The 22,488-nt window shown below is 40.7% G+C and carries 14 protein-coding genes and 1 riboswitch; of the genes, 8 read left to right on the forward strand and 6 right to left on the reverse strand.

The features are described 5' to 3' along the window. Position 1: 1 nt before the first annotated feature. Positions 2–880: a radical SAM protein gene (locus FLL46_RS01520; protein ID WP_142891653.1), complete on the reverse strand. Its 879-nt coding sequence runs from the start codon at positions 878–880 to the stop codon at positions 2–4. A 369-nt stretch (positions 881–1,249) separates the two neighbouring features. On the opposite strand from FLL46_RS01520, the gene FLL46_RS01525 reads away from it, so the two are divergent. Continuing rightward, complete coding sequence (locus FLL46_RS01525) at positions 1,250–3,139, forward strand: sensor domain-containing diguanylate cyclase (protein ID WP_168203999.1); 1,890 nt, start codon at positions 1,250–1,252, stop codon at positions 3,137–3,139. Positions 3,140–3,209: 70 nt separating this feature from the next. Next, positions 3,210–3,368: riboswitch (cobalamin riboswitch) on the forward strand. 57 nt (positions 3,369–3,425) lie between these two features. Here FLL46_RS01525 and FLL46_RS01530 read toward each other — a convergent pair. Next, positions 3,426–4,286, reverse strand: coding sequence for a phosphotransferase family protein (locus tag FLL46_RS01530; protein WP_142891655.1), 861 nt, complete (start codon positions 4,284–4,286; stop codon positions 3,426–3,428). A 235-nt stretch (positions 4,287–4,521) separates the two neighbouring features. Between FLL46_RS01530 and FLL46_RS01535 the strand changes: the two genes are divergently transcribed. Both FLL46_RS01535 and FLL46_RS01540 read left to right on the forward strand, forming a co-directional pair. After that, positions 4,522–4,755: a DUF6316 family protein gene (locus tag FLL46_RS01535; RefSeq protein ID WP_142891656.1), complete on the forward strand. Its 234-nt coding sequence runs from the start codon at positions 4,522–4,524 to the stop codon at positions 4,753–4,755. A gap of 163 nt (positions 4,756–4,918) precedes the next feature. Beyond that, the gene (locus FLL46_RS01540; protein WP_142891657.1) at positions 4,919–5,200 is read left to right on the forward strand and encodes a putative quinol monooxygenase; all 282 of its coding nucleotides are present in this window, start codon (positions 4,919–4,921) and stop codon (positions 5,198–5,200) included. A gap of 141 nt (positions 5,201–5,341) precedes the next feature. Here the strand turns inward: FLL46_RS01540 and FLL46_RS01545 are convergent, their stop codons facing one another. The 3 genes from FLL46_RS01545 to FLL46_RS01555 all read right to left on the reverse strand — a co-directional run bounded on the left by FLL46_RS01545 (position 5,342) and on the right by FLL46_RS01555 (position 7,711). Further along, complete coding sequence (locus FLL46_RS01545) at positions 5,342–6,118, reverse strand: peptidylprolyl isomerase (RefSeq protein ID WP_142891658.1); 777 nt, start codon at positions 6,116–6,118, stop codon at positions 5,342–5,344. Between the two features lie 410 nt (positions 6,119–6,528). Next, positions 6,529–7,068: a GNAT family N-acetyltransferase gene (locus FLL46_RS01550; protein WP_142891659.1), complete on the reverse strand. Its 540-nt coding sequence runs from the start codon at positions 7,066–7,068 to the stop codon at positions 6,529–6,531. A gap of 88 nt (positions 7,069–7,156) precedes the next feature. Then, a complete protein-coding gene (locus tag FLL46_RS01555) occupies positions 7,157–7,711 on the reverse strand; it encodes a tyrosine-protein phosphatase (protein WP_142891660.1) in 555 nt (184 codons plus the stop codon). A gap of 326 nt (positions 7,712–8,037) precedes the next feature. Here FLL46_RS01555 and FLL46_RS01560 point away from each other — a divergent pair, with 326 nt between their 5' ends. Together FLL46_RS01560 and FLL46_RS01565 are read left to right on the forward strand one after the other, a co-directional pair. After that, positions 8,038–8,433, forward strand: coding sequence for a BlaI/MecI/CopY family transcriptional regulator (locus FLL46_RS01560; protein ID WP_210418565.1), 396 nt, complete (start codon positions 8,038–8,040; stop codon positions 8,431–8,433). Beyond that, positions 8,433–9,977, forward strand: a complete 1,545-nt coding sequence (locus FLL46_RS01565; protein WP_142891661.1) for a M56 family metallopeptidase — start codon at positions 8,433–8,435, stop codon at positions 9,975–9,977. Before FLL46_RS01560 ends, FLL46_RS01565 begins: the two co-directional genes overlap by 1 nt. A gap of 123 nt (positions 9,978–10,100) precedes the next feature. Here the strand turns inward: FLL46_RS01565 and FLL46_RS01570 are convergent, their stop codons facing one another. Next, positions 10,101–11,792 carry a hydrogenase maturation protein gene (locus FLL46_RS01570; protein WP_142891662.1) on the reverse strand — a complete coding sequence of 564 codons (1,692 nt, stop codon included), beginning with the start codon at positions 11,790–11,792 and terminating at the stop codon, positions 10,101–10,103. A 233-nt stretch (positions 11,793–12,025) separates the two neighbouring features. On the opposite strand from FLL46_RS01570, the gene FLL46_RS01575 reads away from it, so the two are divergent. The 3 genes from FLL46_RS01575 to FLL46_RS01585 all read left to right on the forward strand — a co-directional run bounded on the left by FLL46_RS01575 (position 12,026) and on the right by FLL46_RS01585 (position 22,118). Next, a complete protein-coding gene (locus tag FLL46_RS01575) occupies positions 12,026–12,739 on the forward strand; it encodes a hypothetical protein (protein WP_142891663.1) in 714 nt (237 codons plus the stop codon). A gap of 12 nt (positions 12,740–12,751) precedes the next feature. Further along, positions 12,752–13,468 (forward strand): MHYT domain-containing protein, encoded by a 717-nt coding sequence (locus FLL46_RS01580; protein ID WP_142891664.1) that lies wholly within the window; start codon positions 12,752–12,754, stop codon positions 13,466–13,468. 829 nt (positions 13,469–14,297) lie between these two features. Then, positions 14,298–22,118: an FG-GAP-like repeat-containing protein gene (locus tag FLL46_RS01585; protein WP_142891665.1), complete on the forward strand. Its 7,821-nt coding sequence runs from the start codon at positions 14,298–14,300 to the stop codon at positions 22,116–22,118. Positions 22,119–22,488 lie beyond the last annotated feature (370 nt).

The raw sequence follows: 22,488 nt of genomic DNA on the forward strand, positions 1-22,488 counted from the left end.
TTTATAAACCTCTTTGCCATTCTTGTCGTAATGGAATTGACTGAGGTGAGGTTAAAGCTGCGTTCACCTGCGCCAGTAGCTTGTCTTTATCTTGTCCCAAGATGCCTTTTAAAACCAGGTAGTTGGAGGCATGATCACTACGAAAGATTGTTTTCTCCAAATCCAGTCCAGACAATAACCATTGCATTTCCTGAAATAAAGCTTGTTGTGTGAGTGGATTAAATTCTGGAAAATTACTCTTGAATCGCTCTTCGCCCATTGGAAAACTTACAACCAGAGTAGAAAGGTACTCAGGTTGAGCAGCGTTCATCAACTTTGCAGAATTAATAGCGTGCTGTTTTGACAACGAAGTACCGCCAAGCCCATTTAAAATCATCACTGAGGCCTTAATACCAGCGGCCTTTAATTTTTGCAATGCGGCTAACGAGGATTGAAAACTTTCACCCTTATTAACTTTTTTCAACACTTCGTCATCGCCTGACTCACAACCCACATACACCATTTTTAAGCCAAGCTTTCTTAACGAGGCAAGTTCTTCTACTGATTTGTTATTCAAATTTCTAGGTAAGCAGTAACTGGTTACTCGATTTATCCGGGGGAGAAAGTGTTTAATGTCGCTTAATATTTCACTAAGTCGTCTAATAGAAAGAGTGAGTGCATCACCATCAGCCAGGAAAATGCGGTTTGGAAAGTTCGGTTGTTGACTCGCTAATTGTAGTTCGAACTGGATTTTATCACGTGACTTAAATTCAAAAGCTTTTTCTGGGGCTGTATACATTTCACAAAAAGTACACTTGTTCCAGGAACAGCCATTAGTAACTTGAAGAATGTAAGACTTCCATTCACTCGGTGGGCGAAATACTGGCTCGATATAGTTCATAATTTATACAGTGCGAGTATCTTTCGGTTTGTTAATCAAGGTGTTGGTCAATGAATTTGTGAGCTAAAAAATTTAATATTAGCCCAAAGTAATATAACCGTAGCACGGGGTCAAGTTGCTCTGAGGGAGGGGGAGCGCAATCGAGTATCTAGTCGACAGTTTTAGTTGGGGGAAACTTTAGATAAGTTGGAGTTTATATTAGCTACTTTAAATATAATGAAAGCGAGATTTACCCAGGGAGGGACAAAATAGCATACTGAATAGCACCTGCAAATAAATCTGCAATTAATGGGATTAATTTATAAATTTATCTAACTTTGACCTAAACTATTGGTATCGTCAACTCACCAGGCCAGCGGCCGTATTAAATTGAAACAGGACTTGTTATCCAAATTAATTCGATTGTTTATCCTCTACCTGATATGGAGCGCGCCTGCTTCAGCAACGGTTGATGTAGAGAACTCGGTCACCAATGTTCAACAATACCTATCCTACTATATCGATCAGTCAGCTCAATCTGAGATTGAACAAATACTCAGTCTCGATGCGGCTCAATGGAAAACACATGATTCTGACCGAATCAATTTTGGATTTGATGACCGACACTATTGGTTTAAAACAGAGCTTACGGCGAGTACTTATAAGGAACGGTGGATTGAAATTGCTTATCCACTACCTGATTATCTCAATCTCTATATCATCAGAAATAACCTCATAGAATCGTCATATTCTACCGGCGACCTACTTTTATTCGAACAAAGGCCCATTGAGCACCGAAACTTTCTGTTCCCATTGGAGATTGGCGACAACGAAGTTGTCTCAATTTATATTCATTTTCAAACGTCCGGTGCTGTACAGCTTCCAGTGAAGGTTTGGGAAAAAAATGATTTTTTAATTTATGAAAATAAAATTAATCTGCTGCAAGGCATTTACCTGGGGCTAATGCTGGTAATGTGCTTGTATAACCTGTTTATTTATACGACGTTAAGGGACAAAGGGTATTTATATTATGTTGGCGTAGTTCTCAGCACTCTTTTGTTTCAGGCTGCATTACACGGGTTAACTTATCAGTATTTATGGCCTGAATCTGCATGGTGGAATGGCCAATCGGTTGCGGTTTTCTCAGTGCTGCCGCTCATTTTTGCAGTGTACTTTGCGTTGAACTTTCTGAAGTTAGAAGAGAATACTCGTTGGTTGCATCGAACCTTTAAAATACTCGGACCAATTGTAGTAACCATAGCACTACTTAATATTTTTCTACCTTTTAAAATTGGAATTAACCTTGCGAGGACCTTTGGTCTCATTATTCCTGTTTTATTATTAGTTGCCGGAATCTCTCAGTGGTTAAAAGGCGATCTTGCAGCAAGGTATTTTACTATCGCCTGGCTGCTTTTCATTATCGGAACTTTGATTCTTGTACTCGCTAAGTCGGGCGTATTGCCGTCCAATATGTTTACCGAGAACGCGATGCCGTTTGGTTCAGCTTGCGAGGTTATATTGTTGTCGCTGGCCCTTGCTCAGAAATTTACCTCAGAACGTAGAAAAAGATTCCTTGCCCAAGAGAGAGCATTAGAAAGTGAAAGGTTGGCGCGTGAAGCAAACGAGAAAACAATGCTTGTTCAAATAAAAGCCAATGAAACTCTGGAAAGGCGGGTTAGAGAAAGAACCCTTGAACTAGAAGCGACAATGAAGCAGCTCTCTGAAGCAAATACGATGTTGCGTAATTTGAGTGCAAAAGATGGCCTGACGGGAATTCATAACAGACGTTCATTCGATGAGCGATTTGAGCTTGAATGGAAACGCGCCATAAGGGCCAAAAATCAGCTCGCATTGATTATGATTGATATTGATCACTTCAAGCAATTAAACGATCAGTATGGTCATCAGGCGGGAGATGAGTGCTTAAAACTGGTGGCGCAATCGATTAATGACTCAGTCAAACGGCCAGGCGATTTTGTGGCACGTTATGGCGGCGAAGAGTTTGTGATTCTACTGCCTGAAACCCATGAAGAAGGCGCGGAATTTTTCGCAGAGCAAGTTCGAAAAAAAGTTTCAGCTCTGGCAATTCGTTATAACGAGTTATTTCTAAATGTGACGGTTAGTCTAGGGTGTTGTATTACTTCACCGCAATGTGGTGAGACTTCTTATCTATTGTTGGAAGGAGCTGACAAGGCCATGTATCGAGCCAAAGAATCTGGTCGAAATCAGGTACAATTTAGCCGCCTGGAGCACATGGCAAGCGCTAAAAGCCCCTTATAGATAGAGAATACTGAAATCTGGCAAACGCTTTTCAAATACCTGAAATTGACTCACTTTTGTCAGTAGCGTATAGTGCTCGACGCTTTTATGTGTGCCAATTAAGGCCTTAAAAGGGAATCCGGTGAGAGTCCGGAACTGTACCCGCAACTGTAAGTGCGCTGCTCATCCTAACTGTTAGTAGAGCTGATTTATGCACAAGTCAGATACCTGCATTCTAGCCATCATTGAACCGGGCGGGATTACCCGATATTGATCTTTGTTCTTAATCAGGCTTCGGCTGGTGTTCTTACGCTCTTGATTCTGCGCTACTGAACCTTTCTTCAATGCTATTGACCAAACTCGGAACGTGCTTTTCAAAACCGTAATGAGTAGCATAATAGGCGACAAAAAATAATTTTCGGTTGGCATGATATTGAATACGAGACCAGAAGTTTTCTTCGATTATCGGTTGATAAAACTTCAGTAACTGTTCTACAAAAGAGTGTCCAAATATTCGATAAAAACCAGCAAAGTCCACTGCAGGGTCGGTCAGAGCGAGATCGCTGAAGTCAATAATTCCACTTAAATTGTTGTTGTGATTATCAAATAAAATGTTATTCGAGCCGAGGTCGCTGTGGGTAATTTTGTTCTCGAAATTGGTTGCATGGATTTGTTCTTCCATCTCGGAAAAAAAGGCTTTTGCTGTCGCCCTGGTTCGGCGCGATAAATGTGCCTCGACTATTGGCCACAGCTCATTCCAGAAATTACTCCCACCGTAAGGAAAGTTAACCAATTCTGGATGCTCAAAGTCGACGGAATGCAAAGATGATAAAAAGCTCGCTAGTTTTCTAAAAAGGTCACGTCTGGTTGGTTCGTTCATTGACTGATAAATTTGAGGGGATAGTCTCTCACCACCTATTCTTCGATAGAGAATATAATCTTCTCCATAACTGGCAATGTTTGGAATAGAGATAGGAGACACTGTGTAGAAGCGGGATAAAAAGTCTCGCTCGACATTAAATTGGGAACTACTTTTATCCCGAACAAATCGAAAAATCCATTGGTTATTAACTTCTATAATTATATTCGACCAGCCGGTCTGGATTACATTGCAAGTTTCAATTGGATCGGAAAATATTGATTGAATACGATTGATGTAGTCTTCCATCAGTTCATTGCTCTTATATTGTTATGAATGGCAAAGCCGTGGGTAAGTATTGGATTCTTAAGTGACAGTTTACTGTTTAAGGTTAGAACTGCAAGTTTGTCTCATCTCAGATAAGACAGTTTCCCACCAATCCTTGAGAGATATCTCACAAGTGTTCGCTTAATACTCCTATCGTCTTTTGTCTGTCAGAGCTGTAGTATTGATTACTCTTTGCTATCTCTGAAAGGAACTCGAAATGCCGTACACCCATCGGTTGGGAGAACCGGATTATTTACTTCCGCTTGAAAGATCTGACAGGTTTGTCGTTAGTGATGAAGGATTTTTTTATCGAACACGAGAATGTGATCTGATTGGGCCGTTTGCCACAAAACTCGAAGCTCATGCTGACTTGAAGTTTTTTATCAATGTGACGAAAAATGAGAAAAATATTGAGATTGATAAAATGCTCGGTATCAATACTAGCCTATAAATTGAACTGCTAGTCAATAGGAACCGACGACTTCCGCAATCGAATTTCCGCGTAAATCATAGCTAATTATTAATTCATGCTGCTGACAGTATGTTGTCAGTAGTTCTATGATAAAGTTGACCGACTAATTAGATTCTCAAAAAACACTAATAAAGGTAACGTCATGAGCATAACGCGAATTAACGAGTTTAAAGCGGCGGAAGGTAAGTCTGCGGAGTTATTTGAATTTTTAGGTAGCCTACTGCCGCATATCAACTCATCAGAAGGCAGTCTCTCTTGCGAATTGCTTCGAAGCGATGAAAGTGAAGATAGCTTTGTGGTTATTGAGCGATGGGAGTCTAAAGAATTTCATCGAAAATCTGTTGATTCTTTCCCAAAAGAGGAGATGCAGGGGGCAATGAGTTTATTTGGGGCTCCGCCTAAGGGAGCTTATTATCATCCTTAACAAAGTTCCGTTAATTTCTATTTTCGAGCAACTATTTTGAAGTGCTTTTTTAGCGAGAAAAGATGAGTCGTAACACCTATTAATTTTGGGATACGACTCAATTGTATTCCGCGTTGTCGACGAATAGTTCAGGTAAAATAGTTAGCTTCTTCTTCGACCAACTATTAATAAAACAAACAAACCTAAAAGCAGAGCGTTAATTGCCCCGCCGCCGCCGCTGGATGTTGGCTCAGTTGGCGGTGTCGCCGGCCCGATATTGAGCGGTGGATTTAGACTAGCTGCAGTATCAGTGGCCGCATCGATAACGGTGATATTGGTAATGATAACGAGGTTACTGTTGTCTGGGTCTCCACTGCCAGTGTAATTTTGCAGCGGCAATTCGCCAAGTGCAGCGTTAGCGCCGCTGAAGTTGTATTTGTCTAATGCCGCAATCTGATCGATTATTGCCATTCCATTACCAGTTACTTCACCAAAAACTGTGAATCCTGAGTTTTCGCGATCGAGGTTTTGGCTATTATTGGTCAGGTTGAAAAACCATTGATTGGTGGCGCTATTTGGATTTCCGCTGAGTTTTGCCATAGCGATGGTGCCACGAACATTTGAAAACACTGGCTCGTTAGTAACCGCTGCGTTGGCGTTAATTGCGGTAACAGGCCATGCGTTATCATACTCAAAACCACCACCCTGAATGACAAAGTTGCTTACTGAACGATGAATAATAGCGTTCGAATAATCACCTGCATTGACATACTGAAGAAAGTTCGCGACCGTTTGCGGTGTTCTTGTGTCGTAGAGGTTTACTTCAAAATTACCCAATGCTGTTTCAAATTGTACGATTGTTGCCTGCGATAAGGTGGAAAAAATAGCGGCGCTAAGGCTCAAGGCAAGCCCTATTATTTGGCGTTTTAATGATTTCATTTTAATTGGCTACTCATATTTTTATTAGTTAGCTGATTTGACAAGTTCCATCTCATCCCTGATTAATTTAGGATAAAGCAAAATTTCGGGTCCGAGAATAACTGGCAAAATGGCTGGGGGCAATAGCCGAATGAGGATTTCTTCAGGGGTTTTACAGTAATTTACAATAGTTCACATATTATCCTAATAACCTCAGTCAATTCACAAAAATCTGCGCAACTCCTTGTCGCGTCTGGAAAACTTAAAAATGCGCTCATCACCGAATGGGTGACCACGGCATTTTTAAGTTTCCCATGCATACCAATGACTTATACATCTTTTTCGCGTTTAACTCAGGTTTTTAGGATTATACTGATTTCTCTTGTTTTCTAATTCAGCTTCCTTGCTAAATCAACATACTTTCTTGCGTGTTAATCCAGATTTAACTCATAGTACACCGCCTCGTGATCCCCCAGTGGATCTTTGTGGATGTCTGTCTTAAGGTATTTCATCCCGATTTTTAGCATGATTTTAATAGAAGCTTTATTTTCCTCGTATGCCACGGCGGATAGCTTTTTTATGCCGCCATTAGCAATTAGCGCCTCTTTGACTGTGTTGGCAGCTTCCGTCCCATAACCTTTACCCCAGGAACTGCGCAAAAAACGCCAACCTAATTCGAGATTATCGAATTCCGGGCTATCGCTGAAAAAAGCCATTGGCCGAACCAGAACCCAGCCGATAAATTCACCAGTATCTTTTACCGATACTTTCCACAACCCCCAGCCTTTTGCTTCATTTTTATAGCTTTCCAGTCGAGGTATATAGATTTCGTGAACTTCTTCCATGGTGGTCATTTTTCCACCATTGATGTGCTTCATCACTTCAGGATCTTGATCAAGTTGAAACAAAAGGTCCGCATCATCTGCGCTCATTTGTTGGTAACTAAGGCGAGCTGAATCGTCAATTTTCATTATGTAATCTACCTATCATTGTTTGTGTCATCTAAGGAGAGATGGCGGCAGGAGGAATTCTGAATAAATATATTTCCGAACCTGTGAATTATAACTTTATTGGTAGTCTTTTTTCACTTATTAATAATTGAATTTTCAGTTGGCTAATGGCGTCGGCTTCATAAATATATTGCTCAGGATCGCCAATACCTTCAATGGCTTTCTCGATATTTTTACTGCTGTTAACGCCGTCGTTTAAACAATATTCTTCTATGATTGTTTTTCTGTTGATACCAATGGCGAGTAGTATCAATGCAACTATCACTCCGGTTCGATCCTTGCCCGCCGTGCAATGAATGAGAAGAGGAAACATATCGGGGGCGATAATTGATTGAATAACTCTGTTAGTCCAGTTTCTAACATGACCATTAGATGTCGTGTAATTTTCAATTTGATCAACGGCTGGAATATGAACTTGCCTGATTTTAGAAAATTGCTTATCAGGACCGGTTCTCAAATTGATAATAGTCTGGATATTCGGGAGTTCTGATTGGTCAAATAATTGGTTAACCGTACCACCTCTGAACAAAACGCCTTCATTCATGACTTCTTCACCATAAATAATATTAACGACTTCACCGACATCTCTTAAGTTGGGGATCATAGTATTTAGCCTATGTTGTATTTAATCGACAGTTTGCTGCGTAGCGCTTTTAATCTTCGGTGTTCGTTGTTTGCGTTGTCTCTCATTGCATTGCCAGGTTAAGAGAAATGACTAAATACGACAAGCAGAAAACTGAATCTAATCGTTCTTCTGTATCAACCTGAAACCTTACTGGCTTTATTGTGTATGAGCATATGTTTTGTTGTTTGAATTATCAAAATTATCTGGTTTTCTACTGTGAATAAAAATCGATTGTTGACAAAATAAATATTATCTCTACAATTGTCGACATTAAAGCGACAAATGTAGAGATAGGTTTAAGTTCTATGAATCAATCATCAATTAAGCTATCTGATTTCGAAATGGAAGTTATACAACTGCTATGGCAGAGAGGCCAGGCTTCGGCTCCTGAACTCCACAAAGCGATATTAAATGAACGCAAAGTCACCTATTCAACGGTAAAAACCATTATTGATCGCCTTGAAGAAAAAGGCGCAATTGAGCGTAGCGCCCAGCAGGGCAGAACCATTTTTTACCAGCCTTTACTTGCTCAGTCTCAGTTTTCCAAGCCATTAGTAAAAAGTTTTATTAAGCGGGTGTTTGGTGGGAAATCGCGATCATTATTTAGCCACTTGCTACAAGAGGAGCCTTTAAATAGTGATGATATCGCTTATCTGGAAAATCTGATCGCTCAAAAGAAAAAGCAATTGAAGGATAAGTAATGTTTGAATATTTTCTGATTAACGGTATTTTAAGTTTGTTGAGTCTAATTGCATTGACTACTCTTAATAATGCACCGGCCAGATTAAAATTTTTTGTTTGCATTGCGGCGTTGTTTTTCTGGTTAATACCGTGGCAACTCATTTCCTTTGATTGGGTATTTCCTGAGCCTGCTGTGTTGAGAACAACCGTCTTCTGGGAGTCGGTTCGTCCTCTTTCGAATGTATTAGCCCAACCCCAAAACGATTGGGTTTTCCATTGGGAGTGGCTATTTATTAGTGCCCTGATGTTTGGACTAATACTCTTCGCATTTCAAATACTTAAGCAGCGACATCTGTTAAAACAATGGCACGAAAAATCGAAAGTAAACCAGTCACTTTGGCCTCGCTTTGGATTTGCCACTGAGAAAACACCTTTAAGGGTAGTCGCTGATTATGACAATGCATTTGTGAGCGGTTATTTCAACCCGGTTATCTGGGTTGGGGAGAGGCAGTTGAAAAACGAAACCACTCGAAGCATTTTACAACATGAGCTTGTTCATATTAAGCACCATGACAATTTTTACTTATTTTACATTTTATTGATCAAGAGTCTGTTCTGGTGGAATCCACTAGTACGCTTATTGGTTAGTCAGGCGAGAGTATATATCGAATTAAGCTGCGATGACGCTTGTCGACGTTCAATGCCTGATTATCAAGAGTACCTTGCACGAGCACTTCTCCAAAAACACCAAAAAAATAATCAACCAGTGTTGTGCACACCTTTTTTCTTGCGCGAGAAATTTAACCTTTATCGAATTAAACAACTTAGTAAGGAATTCAAAGTGACTTCAAAACATATATTTTCTATCACCCTGTTAACTTTGTTGGGATTATTAACGGTGGCTATTCCCGCAACCAGTAAACAAATTTTGAGTGATGCGGCTACCATTACCCGTTTAGAAATAATCACAGCGATTACTGATGGAGATTCAAAACACGAGCGCAGTATGGGGGGAGAGTTCAGAGGAGCCGAATCTGAAGTTCAAAAACTATACGCGCTAGCAAGTGAACTTTCTGTTGATGTTTCGACTAATATTGATGAGGAAAACATTCGGCACATTCAAGTCAATAGTAACAGTTTAGTCGATACTAAAAAATTACTAGCCGTGTTTAATGATTCGCCCTTGAAGATTTTCTTTCGAGAAGAAAATAAGACTGGTTCTGCAAATTCGTCACAAAGGCTTTTGATCGATCTAAATTTTCGAAGGGATCAAGAAAAAGCAGTATCATTGACACTAGCCGCTACGGATAGTCACTGGACAGGCATCGAGGAAGGTGATTATTTATTTCGCATTCGTCCAAGCGTTGTCAACCTGCAAGGGCGAGAGGCAGTTTCAATTGTTAGCGAAATTAGCGAAAAAGTCGATGGCGCTTATCAAGTTGTTGCGACTCCGCATGTGGTAACAGCGCTTAACGAAGACGCTACAATAGAAATCGGCGAAAAGAACGAGAAGGGGCTGTATAAAGGCTTGTCAATGACCTTGAATACTAAACGGGTTGATTAATGGGCATATCTTAAATACTGAGTCTAGAGATGTAGGAGTATTTCAAAGCGCGTTCTCGAAAATATTGATAGTGGTATTTCGAGAACGCATCAGTGTAACATTGCTTAATTCGCTTTTAACTGATTAGTCAATTGAAGCTTTATTCTTAACTTGACTATGAATCAAACGGTCAGGCGTTTTCCCACAAGAAACTTTTCTCACAAAATTTGCTCTTAATCGATGGTATCTGCTATCAGGATTATCAAAAATTTTCTTCATTTCGGCGAGCTCTTTGTCACGGTAACTCTGTAACGGTGTTTTACTTTCTTCTTCGACTCTTAGTTGGCTTTTAGATATTAATAGTGACTCGTAATCCTCGCTGTTTGATAATTCACGACAGTATTGTCGTAATTCATTCAGGTAGTCTTCTTTGTTTTCTGGAAAAACAGTATCAACCAGATTAATTGCTTCGGCTTCCGAAGCTACTAACGGTAAGCACTCTTCCGTCAGTAATTTTGCTTTTGTTTGACCAACTCGTTTTGGTAAAAGATAAGTCCAGTATTCTGAGCCGGTAAGCCCCATTGTTTTATAGTGTGGGTTGAGTACAACGCCATTTCTTGCAATGACATAATCACAGGCCAGCGGTAAAATAGCACCGCCCGCGCCCGCATTATTTTGCAACGCTGCTACAGTCAATTTGTTATTACATCTGATTATGCATTCCACTAGATCGTTAATAGCGTTAATGTTCAACCAGGACTCTTTGGCAGAACAGTCCGCCGCTTCAATGCAATTCAAATGAATGCCATTTGAGAAAAAGTCGCTTCCCCCCATTAAAGTAATTACTTTGATATCGGCGTTTCGAGTTAAATTCTTAAATGCGACGTGAAGTTCACGACAGTTTTCTGTGGAAAATGCACCGTTATAAAAATTAAAGTGAAGATAGGCGACGGCGCCTTTAATTTCTACTTTTATATTATTTAACACATCGGACTCAACTTTTGAGAATTGATGCTTAAGCAACCTTGTTGCAGGAAGTTTAAAATTCTCAGATTGATTTTGTTGCGTTTTTCTTTTGAGTTGTTTAATCCAGACAACTCCATCTTTTGCAGCGCGGCAAATTGCTTCATCTCTGCAGCCGATAATTTCACCTGGTTGAGATTGGTGTTCTTTGTCTTCCTTAAGAGCACCAAACAAATAAAATGATTCGTTTTCGATTTGATCAAGCACACCCGGAAAGCTATCGGCAGCATTAATTTTTCGAACGATTGTTGCAGCAGATTCGTTTTGCCAATCTAGTTTTCGTTCTGACTGTTTCATTAAAGGGCGCTCAATTCCTGTAATTGGAAAGTCGTCAAAGTTGAGCAAGGGACGTCGATTATTTTTGAAATTTGATACCGCTTCCATAATTAAACTAACAGCGACATGATTTATAGAGTGCCGATACACTGATGACTTACATGCGTTCTCGTCTACAGAAAAATATTTTGTTCCCCACACCTCTCCAGCGTCGTAAACATCGTTAGCCTGGAGTAGTGTTGCGCCCCAAATGTTAGAATTATTTGTTATAGCCCAATCAAGAGAAGAGGGACCTTTATCGCCAATTATTCCCGGATGTAAAACCAAGCAAGGAATTTTTGACCAGACACTTTGGGGAATTCTATGTTTTAAAAATGGGCAAATAATTAAATCAGGTTCGAAGTTAATATACGCATCAAGCATATCTTGTTCATCGGCTGATAGTTCAAACGAAACTGTATGCTTTGATAAGAGTAATTCTCGATGGATACGTTGAGTAAGTCCATTATAACTGGTCGCAAAAATTAAAATTTTCAATTAAACACCTTTATTCGTTTTATTGTTAAAGAAATAAATCTAGTTCATTTTTTTTAAAAGTTTCTGACCATTGGTTCACATTTTTGCACTATCTCAAATGGAGAGGTGAAAGTGGTTTTTATTGGCTTGACGAATATTTTTTTCAGCTATATTATTGCCGCGCCATAAGTTTTTTATTTCTCAAAAAAATAAACTTGTTATTATTACCCAATCGATAAAAAGAAAATAAAAAAATGCTCTACGTAATCGTAAAAGAACAACCTGGGTTGTTAGTTAAAATATACCGTTGCCTGAATCAGGCTGACTATAGAATTACTTCCCATCATTTAAATCACAATCCAAAAGAAGGAAAGGTTTCTGTTAAGTTGGTTATCGCAGAAGGCGATTTGCCAATTCCTTTTTCGTTGGAAAGTCAGTTGCTGAATATCGATGGTTGCCTGGATATTATGTATGAGGAACCCAACTGGGAAATCTCGAATGCCGATGGTGACAACAAAATTAGCGATGAGGTTGATAAAAAAATCAAATCGACTGCACTAGCGATTGTCAATGATTTTGGTAACGTCGAAAATTTTGTTCAGGGATTCAGAAGAAAGTTCGATGAAAGTGCGGCGTCGTTACAAGTGTACCGATTGGGAGTCGAAGTTGGCGCTGCTATTTATCAAAACGATTATTCGCTTGGTAAGCCTTTGGAAATTGAAAAGGCGTTAAAGCGAATGCTATCAAATGCAATAAAAAAATTCGGCAAAGTTTCTTGTAGTAAGAGAACATTAACAATAGAAAATAATATTTTTTGCAACCTTAGAAACCCTGATAGTGAGTGTGATTTCACCAAAGGGTTTATCACAGGTTTTTTAAAGAATTCACCAAAAACAAACAAAGTAAAAATACAAAACTATTCTTGCCGTTCACACGGACAGGTTGCTTGTAGTTTTGAGTTTCATTAATGGGGGGAAGTCATGAGTTATAATATTGGCCTTTTGGCCTTATCGTTTTTTATTGCAGTATTTGGTTCATTTACTGCGCTTCAGCTCGCGATCAGAATACCGACCGCAGAAAACAAATCCCTGGTTTACTGGGTATTAACTGCTGGGTTAGCTTTAGGCGGCGGTGGTATCTGGTCGATGCATTTTGTCGGGATGTTGGCGATGGAGATGCCTTTTGAAATGTCTTTTGACGTAGCGTTAACAGTTGTTTCTTTTGTGGTGGCCATTGTTTTTGTTAGTTTAGGCTTTCTGATTGCAGGAAAGGATTTATTAGGCGATATGAGCCTGCTCGCTGGTGGTGTAGTCGCGGGACTCGGTGTATCTGCTATGCATTACATCGGTATGTACTCAATGATAATTCCTGCTGATGTTTCTTACGATGCAACAATTGTTACCTTGTCTGTCGTGATTGGTGTTGTTGCCGCAACCGTCGCGTTATGGCTTGCATTTAATCTACGCGGAAATATTCAAAGGTTTGGCAGTGCTTTCATTATGGGAGTGGCTGTTTGCGGTATGCATTATACCGGAATGTATGCGGTGAAAATGACGCCAAATGCTTCAATTGAATTAGCCAGTGGTATCTCTGGCAGCGGTTTGGCTGGAACTGTTTCAATTATTAGTGCGGCATTGTTGTTGTCTATTTTGTATTTAGCGCAGCTAAGGTCGAAACAACGAGAAAGTCTAGCGTAGAAAATTGTTGAAATTTATTTGATGACTAAACCGTCACAACGGTGGTTTAGTCATCACAAAGCACTAACCTAAGACACCTATTACCAGACATCTATTACAAAACATCTACAATACTAAAAGCGAAACGCTGCTGGAAAACACACCGCTTAAATGATTCTGGGGGGAAGGGTAAATGAGCAATTGCTAATTACCAATCTGTTTGTTTTTCGAGCTGAGTCTTTTATTCTCTTATTCAATTAGTTCTTTATCCATACCTAAATCATTTTTTAGATTATTAGCCTTCCGTTTATTCTTTAACTCCATATGAGATTTTAGTTTTTCTTTTCGTTAATTTTTTCTCGAAGCTTTAGTGAATAAAATTTCTTCTTGAGATTTTTTTGCAATTTCACATTGTGAAAGCGTTGTGCATTTTGTGGAAAATTACCATTTTTTTCGTTGTTCACAATAAAAAAAATTAAGAAATCATTAAGGATTGATGAAGTTTTTCTGATTGCAATGATCTCAATAAAAAAATATGAGATAAATTAAAGTGCTTTTTTTATAGGGTTGAATTGAATCAGGGTTAATAAATTAAAATAACGAAAGAGCATAACGATCTTACCTTGCCCATTCGCTATTGTCGTTTTATCTCTAATTGAAATTATTGTTGTAGTGAATTCAATATTAGTCACGAGCACAAAGTGGAAGTGTTGGTGAAAAGTTGTAGTTAAGAAGTCCCAAAATGACTTGAATTAACTTTCCTCATCAAAGTTATCAGCCCTAAAAATAGCTAGCCATCTCCATAAGTCATAGACAATTATTGCTAATAACAAAATCAGGGTGTTTAATAATGCGTGTTATCTACCAGTTCTTTTTTGCGCTGTTTCTTATAAGCGGCGCAAGTATCGTAATTGCCAGTGAGGCAACTATTTCCAATCAGAAAACAATTAGCGCAAGACTAATACCGTGCGAAATTGTTGCACAGTCGGCGGATGAAAAAATGACCACTCGCGCCGGTTGTGATGGAGGTAGTGCGCCTGGTACTCCTTCTAGTATCAGTGTGCCATCGTCTAATACGACGGGAAACTATACGGTCTCCTGGGGGACGGCAAGTAGCGGCTATGCGACTCGATATGAATTAGAACAAAACAAATCAGGAACGACTCTCTGGTCACAAGTTTATAGCGGGCACCTGAGAAGCAAAGCCATCTCCATGCCTTTTAATGGTAGTTATCGTTATCGAGTTAAGGCGTGTAATACTGACGGATGTAGTGGCTATCGTTATAGCGGCTATGTAGTTGTGAACACCACACCAACAACACCATCCTACGTTAGCTATCCGGCAACTAATACCAGTGGGGATTACTCCGTTAGTTGGGGAAGTTCAAGCGGTGTTGTGACCAGTTATCGGTTAGAGCAAAAAGTAGGTAGCGGCAGTTGGAGCCAGGTTTATAGTGGAACCGCTCGAAGTAAAGCGTTTTCCGGGAAAGCAAGCAACACTTATCAATATCGAGTCAGAGCATGTGGCTCTGTTTGTAGCAGCTATCGCACAACAACGACCGTGCTGACAGTGTTAAGGCCACCAACCAGTATCACCACACCGGGCAGCAGTTCGGGTAGTTATACCGTTAGCTGGGCCAGTGTCAATGTAGCCACTAGTTATCGATTGGAAGAACAAATTAACGGTGGTGGCTGGAATCAGGTTTATAGCGGAACCGCGTTGTCTAAAAGTTTTACTAAAAGTGATGCGGGTTATCGATACCGAGTTAAGGCATGCACCTCTGCGACTTGTAGTGGTTATAAAACCAGTAACACGATAACTGTGGTGAATTTACCGAGTATGCCGAGTTCGATAAGCGGACCCAGCAATAACGCCAATGGTAATTTTACGATTAACTGGGGGGCTGCTTCTGGGGTGGTTACCAGTTATACCTTACAGCGTCGAGTTAATTCGGGAAGCTACAGCACGGTTTATTCTGGCAGTGGCTTGAGCAAAAGTTTTTCAGGGCTAAGTGACGGTTCGTATGATTTCCAGGTGCGAGCCTGTAATGGATCCGGTTGTAGCAGCTGGCGTGGTCCACACTCTGTATTTGTTAACGTGGTGCGTACTGATCCGTTACCAGCGCCTGCACCACATGTTGAGCCAATTCCGGCTGTTGATAGCACTTCGGAAAAAGTTGGCGCGACCAGTGGTGAATTCCGCATCGATGAATCAGGTGCGCTGAATTATTCTATTCCGATTGCTGTGGCGCCAGGTACCGCAGGCATCGCGCCTCAGTTACGCATCAGCTACAACAGCAATGGTGGTAATGGATATCTAGGCGTGGGCTGGGCATTGAGCGGACAGTCAGCAATTACAAGATGTCGCAAAACTCATGAGCAGGATGGTGAGTCAAATGCGGTTTCATTGACAAACAATGATCGTTTTTGTCTTGATGGGCAAAGGCTAATTCTGGTGTCTGGTAATTATGGCGAAGATGGTGCTGAGTATAAAACGGAGATTGACACTAACAGCCGAATTCGATCTTATGGAATCCAGTCTGGCGGTCCGCAGTATTTTAAAGTGTGGAGCAAAGATGGTTCGATTAGAACTTACGGGGAAACTGAAGATTCACGGATTGAAGTCAGCCATGCGGGAAGCGCGCCTGTTTATGTTTGGGCAGTTAATCGAATGCAGGATAATGTCGGCAATTATATGGACTATGAATATTTTGAAGACAATTACCAGCAACGAGAGTTTTATCTGAAGTTTATTCGGTATACCGGTAACACTGACGCAGGGCTAGTTCCTTACAATCACGTAGAGTTTGTTTATGAAGATGGTCGCGAAGATACTGTAAAAAGTTATGTTTATGGTTATGAGCGACAAATGACTAAGCGTTTACAACGCATTGACAGTTATGATCACAATCAAATAATCCGCTCTTACCATTTAGGTTATTCTGACAGTTACCCGAATTATCGAAGTTTGCTGATGACGCTTCAGCAGTGTGTGGATGCGGTTAAGAGTAGCTGTTTACCTTACACGACTTTTTCTTGGCAACAAAAATATTTCAACAGTTTTTATTCTACCCAAAGTAGCGGCGGCGCGGATTATTTAAATGCATTGCCGATGGACGTTAATGGCGATGGTTTAATGGACTTAACCTATTTGAAAAAGTCTGGAAGTTACTATCGAATTTACACTGACTTTTCCAATGGAAATGGTTTTGATGCTCAAACAATGTCAGCAACTTCGATTACCTCAAATAGTACTGATGCTGATTTAGCTGCACGAAGTATGCGAGTCGTAGACTTCAACGGTGATGGTCGTCACGATTTAATGTACATCAGAAAGTACTCAACTTTAAGTGGTCATTCATCTTACTACCGCTGGGCTGTGATGCTATCTTTTGGAACGCGGTTAAGTGTGCATGCCAATGTCCAGATCGATGCGAATATCAGCATTAATAATAGTGCTGATGTCATTAAGCAAACCCATTTTGCAGATTTTGATGGCGATGGAATGGGAGACTTCCTCTATGTCAAAAATAATCAACTGTTATTGAAAAGAACCAAAGTTGATGGAGCGACACATCCTGTTCAAACATTGTCAACTCAAACGTTGTCAACTAGTGCTACATCAACAAGCGTTACTCGAACGGAATATCCTGCACCTGCGGATTTTAACGGTGATGGAAAGTTAGATCTTATTTTAAAAGTTAAGCGAATTTATTCGTCCGGCGGTGGCGGCGGTGGTGGTGATTGTGATGACATCATTCCAAGAACCGCAGATGTTGTGAGTACGCAAAAAATTGCGCCCTGCCCACTGAAAATTCAGGCTAATTCATCGACTACTGTTGATCATGCGTGGAAAGTTTTCTACTCCAATGGCACTAACTCTTTATCCGAGCAACCGGTGAGTGTGGGTCTGGTTAATTATGTTGATCTGGACGATTTGAAGTTTGCTGACATTAATTCCGATGGATTAACTGATTTAATTTCTTTCACTAACTGTACCACTTCAGAAACCGCTGAGTGCTGGCGAGTCAGCATGAACAATGGACGATCTTTTACCGGATATTATGGTGATAAGATTTCAGGTGTTGAGAACTCTCGCCACATGCGATTACTTGATCTAAACGGTGACGGTTATCTTGATATTTTGTATCCCACCAGCACTCGTTGGAAGGCATTTATCTGGAACTATGGTACTGACAATGATCGTTATCCAGACACGCCTTATAGCGTGAGTTTTACTCACTCCACCAGCAACTATAACCCTGAAGAAGATTTTAACTTCTTTATGGATATTAATGGTGATGGGCAGATTGATCGATTGTACGTTGACAATAGTGCGAACAATCGATATTGGAAACGATCTCAGGGAATTACCAGAGCTCATCAAAAAATTGACACCATTATTAATGGTTACGGCGCTAGAACTGAAGTCGTTTATAAACCGATGACAGACGAAAGCATTTACACTAAAGACTATGCTGGATGGGGAAGTAGTCAATGTTGGGGGAATTGCTCACCAGTAATGGAATATGTTGCTCCATTATATGTAGTAAGCGAAGCGAAAACGCGTATTCCTACAGCGAACCCTTCTAGTCCAGGTTCGGTTGATCAAAGTGCGTATAGTCGCGTAGCGTACCGTTATGCTGGTGCGAAAATTCAGGGAGGAGGCAGAGGCTTTTTAGGTTTCCGTCAGTTGATTTCAACAGACTCGCAAACTGGCATCGAAACTAAAACAACTTATCGCCAAGATTTTCCATTTACAGGGATGCCTAAAACGACTGAAGTCAGAAAGACTTCCGGTGGCTCACTAATCAGTTATTCGACTAATACCTGGGAGTCGGTTAATGTGGCCGCCAATGGCAGGGTAGTGCGTCCACAATTAACCAGCGCTACTGATACGCAATACAATGTCGATTCGTCATCATCATCTGCTCTTATGAGTAAAACAATTACCAATAATTGGTATGACACCAACGGCAATAGTACCCGCACGCAAGTAAAAAATTATGATGCCAATAATCAGTGGATTGCTGAAAAAGATACAGTTAATCAATATCAGGATAATCTTTCTCGTTGGCATCTGGGGCGCTTAACGCAGACCAGTGTTACTCATAAAAAGTCGGGGCACTCTAATCGAACTTTAACATCTACTTTTGAATATGATGCCGTTACCGGTATGTTGACAAAAACAATTGTAGAGCCCAATCGAACTGATAAAGAAACACTAGTTACTGCTTATCAGTATGATGCGTACGGTAACAGACTTCGCACTACTGTTTGTAGCCGACATTACTTGTCTACTTGCGGGACCACCACTGCTCAGGATGATAACAACCCTTATACCATCAACCGCCATAGTCGCGTGACTTACGATAGCGAAGGCCGATATGTACTGAATAGTTATAACGGGCTTGGTCATTTGCAAAGTGAGACGTTGAGCTATAGTCCTTACGGTGAAACTCAGGTCAGGACACTTGGACAAGTTGTATCTGACACGCGTTACGATGGTTTTGGTGTGCCGTATTTCAGTCGGTCGCAAATCGGCGGTTACAATCATGTGACTAAACGGTTTTGTTCTCAGCTTTCTGATTGTCCGACAGGTGCAAAATTTCGAATTGAAAATGTCACTTCAGGAGGAACTGTTTCGCGTATCTACAAAGATTTGGTCGAACGAACCATACGTACTGCAAACCAGGGATTTGACGGCCGCTGGATTTATGTGGATGTTGAGTATGATAATTTGAGCCGAGAGGTACGTAAAAGTGAACCATACTACGATGGTGAAGCGATCTATTGGACTGAGTTCACTTACGATATTTATGGCAGATTAACGCAAACGACTTTCCCTGACGGTTCAACTGCCAGTAACAGTTATCAAGGATTCACAACGATACTCTACAATGGCTTAGGGCAAGCTAAAACTGAGATCAAAAATGCTTTGGGTCAAACAACTCGAGTGATTGATAACTTAGGCGGCACTATTGATTACGAATATAATGTTTTGGGCAGTTTAACCAAAACAATTGATAGCGTCGGCAATCAGGTTCAAATTAACTACGATCATAGAGGTCGAAAAGTTGGCCTCAACGATCCAGATAAAGGTAATTGGACGTATCAATATAATGCGAATGGCGAGCTTGCTCAGCAGAATGATGCGAAAGGACAGAAGCAATATTTTTACTACGATGCGTTGGGACGAGTTGTTAAAAGAGTTGAGAAAGATAGTAATAACGTAACGAAGGTTCATGCCGAATGGGTTTTTGATACCGCGCAAAATGGTTTGACCAAACTGGCTATTGAAAGGGACTTAATCAGTGGTTATTACAAAGAGCTTTATTATGATTCGTTTGGTCGAATATCGTCGTCAAGCATGGTTGTTGACGGTAATGGTTTTGACGAGGATGTGACCTACGATCAATTTGGAAGAACCTATCAACAGTTTGACGCCAGTGGTGATAACCGCGGTGTCAGACATATTTATAATCAGTATGGGTATTTACAAGAGCTGGTTGAAGAACTGACAGATGCTTCCTACCACAAAATCCTCGCAATGGATGCACGAGGCAATACGACTCAAATAAGATATGGAAATGGGCTAACGTCTTACCGAAGTTATCAGGCCACAACCGGCAGACTTCAGAGTATTAATACCGGTAGTAGCGGACTCATTCAAGATTTACGCTACCAGTTTGATGCAATTGGAAACCTTACGCAGCGAAAAGAGCTGAGTGGCAGTAAGAACTTGTTGGAAAGCTTTAGTTATGACGGACTTAATCGTCTTACCCAGGCTAACCACAATAATGGCACTCAAACTTTTACTTATGATGCGGTTGGAAATATTACTTACAAGAGTGATGTGGGATCTTACACTTACGGACAAAATGGTGCCGGACCTCACGCTGTAACTCAAACTAATGGCGCAGGAGGAACCCAGAGTTATAGTTACGATGCGAACGGAAATATGGTTTCGGGAGGAGGCAAAACCATAAGTTACAGCACTTTTGATAAACCACTGCAAATTGTGAAAGGTGGGCATACCAGTCAATTCAAATATAGCCCTGGTAACAATCGATATAAGCGCGTTGATATTGACAGTAACGGAACAACAACTCGATATTATTTAGGTGGTCTGGAAGTTATTCATAACTCAGATGGAACGAAGGAGCTCAGACGTAACTTAGGTGGAACGTTAATCAGCTACAACTATAACAGTAGTAATAATTTAACAACCACCAGTACGCGATATCTGCATACGGACAATTTGGGCTCTATTGACGTGATCACCGATGAAAACGGTGCAATAGTCCAAGAGCAAAGTTTTGATGCTTTTGGTAAACGACGTAGCGCCGCAAACTGGAGTTCTTTAAATGCCACAGGGTTAGCGACATATAATGTTCACCAATTAGTGACTAATCTTGGTTATACCGGCCATGAACAGCTCGACGAAGTTGGTCTGATTCATATGAACGGACGTATTTATGATCCGAGTTTAGGACGCTTTTTGCAGGCTGATCCGCATATACAATCGCCGAGTAATACTCAGAGTTTAAATCGTTATTCTTATGTTTTGAATAACCCACTGTCATACACTGATCCGAGTGGTTATTTCTTTAAATCAATTGGGAAGTTTTTCAAAAAATTCTGGCGGACAATAGCATCTATCGCCATTGTTGTTGTTGCCGCGGTTGTCGCAGCAGCATTAACTCCGGTGAGTGGAGGATTTTCATGGGCCGCCTTTGGTGTTGCTGTTGGAGGTGGTTTTTTATCGGGGGCCGTTGCGACGGGAACACTAAAAGGAGCGCTATTCGGCGCGTTCAGTGCCGCGGTGACATTCGGCATTGGGAGCGCATTTAGTTCAATTGCAAAAGCCGCGACAAAATCTCTGGGTTTCGCATTTCATGCGGCTAAAGCGACAGTACATGGATTAGCCTCCGGAACGATTTCGGTATTGCAGGGCGGTAAGTTTGGTCACGGATTTATTAGCGCTGGAATGAGTTCTTTAGCTGGAGGCTATATCGATGCAATTGGTGGTAAAGGAAATTGGGCGAGCGTTGGTAATAGAGCCATTAGAATTACCGCTTCCGCAGCCGTCGGTGGTACCAGTTCAGCACTGACAGGTGGCAAGTTTGCCAATGGCGCAGTGAGTGGTGCATTTAACCGAGCGTTCAATGATGAATTACACTTCCAAACTGCGTCGGCTCAGAAAAAGAAATCGTGGAAACAAGGAAAATTAAGAAGAGCAGCGTTGAAGCTTTATCGTAAAACGACTCAAACAGGAAATGAATGGGGCGCCGCGATTTACGAAAAAAATGGCAAATACAAAATAAAGTATTTTGAAGGAACACCGGGCCACGTTGACATAGAGCTTAATGGTAACCTTGGAAATGGGTGGAAAGTTTCAGGCTGGATGCATTCACATCCAGGGTTAGGTGGAACCACCAACGCAGCGATAGGCAATCATCCTTCTACTGGAACGGTTGGTGCTTCTAATGATGTTGCTAATTATCAACAAGCATTAAAGTCATTTCCTAACCTGAATGCCTATCTGGTTGGTCCCGATACAATTAGTCAGTTTGGCCGTACCGGAAATATTATGGATAGTTATGCGGTGCCAAAAAGGCTTATTGAAGCGAGGGATGCTGCGGCATTAGGAAATTTACTCGGTAACTAAATATCTCAAAATGTTTGTTATAAACTGAGTAATATTTAAGCCCGCGAATTGAAAGTTCGCGGGCTTTTTTTTGCGAAAAAATAAAGTTTACAGTCAAAGAAAAATTCTAGTTTTCCAAAGTTCAACAACCAGTTGTAATCTCATAAAAATCAATTTATTATTTACTAAGCTTGATTGACTAGTTAACTTTGAGTTCTAGAAAAAGCGTGCGGCAAGGGATTGCTCATCGATGCAAGTTCTCATTTTGCGATGATTTTACAGGTGATAGCCATTTATCTTTGCAAATGAAATAGCAATCGTTATTGATTTACCATCCATTAATTCCTTAATTCGTACCTGCTTTATTTTTCCTCTGCTAAATAGTTGAGCT

Origin of the sequence: Aliikangiella coralliicola, assembly GCF_007004725.1 — a bacterium.
In the GTDB taxonomy this organism is placed as follows: Bacteria; Pseudomonadota; Gammaproteobacteria; order Enterobacterales; family Kangiellaceae; genus Aliikangiella; species Aliikangiella coralliicola.

Bases quoted from the DNA above. Each gene is read 5' to 3' on its own strand.
- FLL46_RS01520 (WP_142891653.1), bottom strand. From the start codon at position 880: ATGAACTATATCGAGCCAGTATTTCGCCCACCGAGTGAATGGAAGTCT.
- FLL46_RS01575 (WP_142891663.1), top strand. From the start codon at position 12,026: ATGCTCTACGTAATCGTAAAAGAACAACCTGGGTTGTTAGTTAAAATA.
- FLL46_RS01565 (WP_142891661.1), top strand. From the start codon at position 8,433: ATGTTTGAATATTTTCTGATTAACGGTATTTTAAGTTTGTTGAGTCTA.
- FLL46_RS01585 (WP_142891665.1), top strand. From the start codon at position 14,298: ATGCGTGTTATCTACCAGTTCTTTTTTGCGCTGTTTCTTATAAGCGGC.
- FLL46_RS01545 (WP_142891658.1), bottom strand. From the start codon at position 6,118: ATGAAATCATTAAAACGCCAAATAATAGGGCTTGCCTTGAGCCTTAGC.
- FLL46_RS01555 (WP_142891660.1), bottom strand. From the start codon at position 7,711: ATGATCCCCAACTTAAGAGATGTCGGTGAAGTCGTTAATATTATTTAT.
- FLL46_RS01580 (WP_142891664.1), top strand. From the start codon at position 12,752: ATGAGTTATAATATTGGCCTTTTGGCCTTATCGTTTTTTATTGCAGTA.
- FLL46_RS01530 (WP_142891655.1), bottom strand. From the start codon at position 4,286: ATGGAAGACTACATCAATCGTATTCAATCAATATTTTCCGATCCAATT.
- FLL46_RS01535 (WP_142891656.1), top strand. From the start codon at position 4,522: ATGCCGTACACCCATCGGTTGGGAGAACCGGATTATTTACTTCCGCTT.
- FLL46_RS01560 (WP_210418565.1), top strand. From the start codon at position 8,038: ATGAATCAATCATCAATTAAGCTATCTGATTTCGAAATGGAAGTTATA.
- FLL46_RS01540 (WP_142891657.1), top strand. From the start codon at position 4,919: ATGAGCATAACGCGAATTAACGAGTTTAAAGCGGCGGAAGGTAAGTCT.
- FLL46_RS01550 (WP_142891659.1), bottom strand. From the start codon at position 7,068: ATGAAAATTGACGATTCAGCTCGCCTTAGTTACCAACAAATGAGCGCA.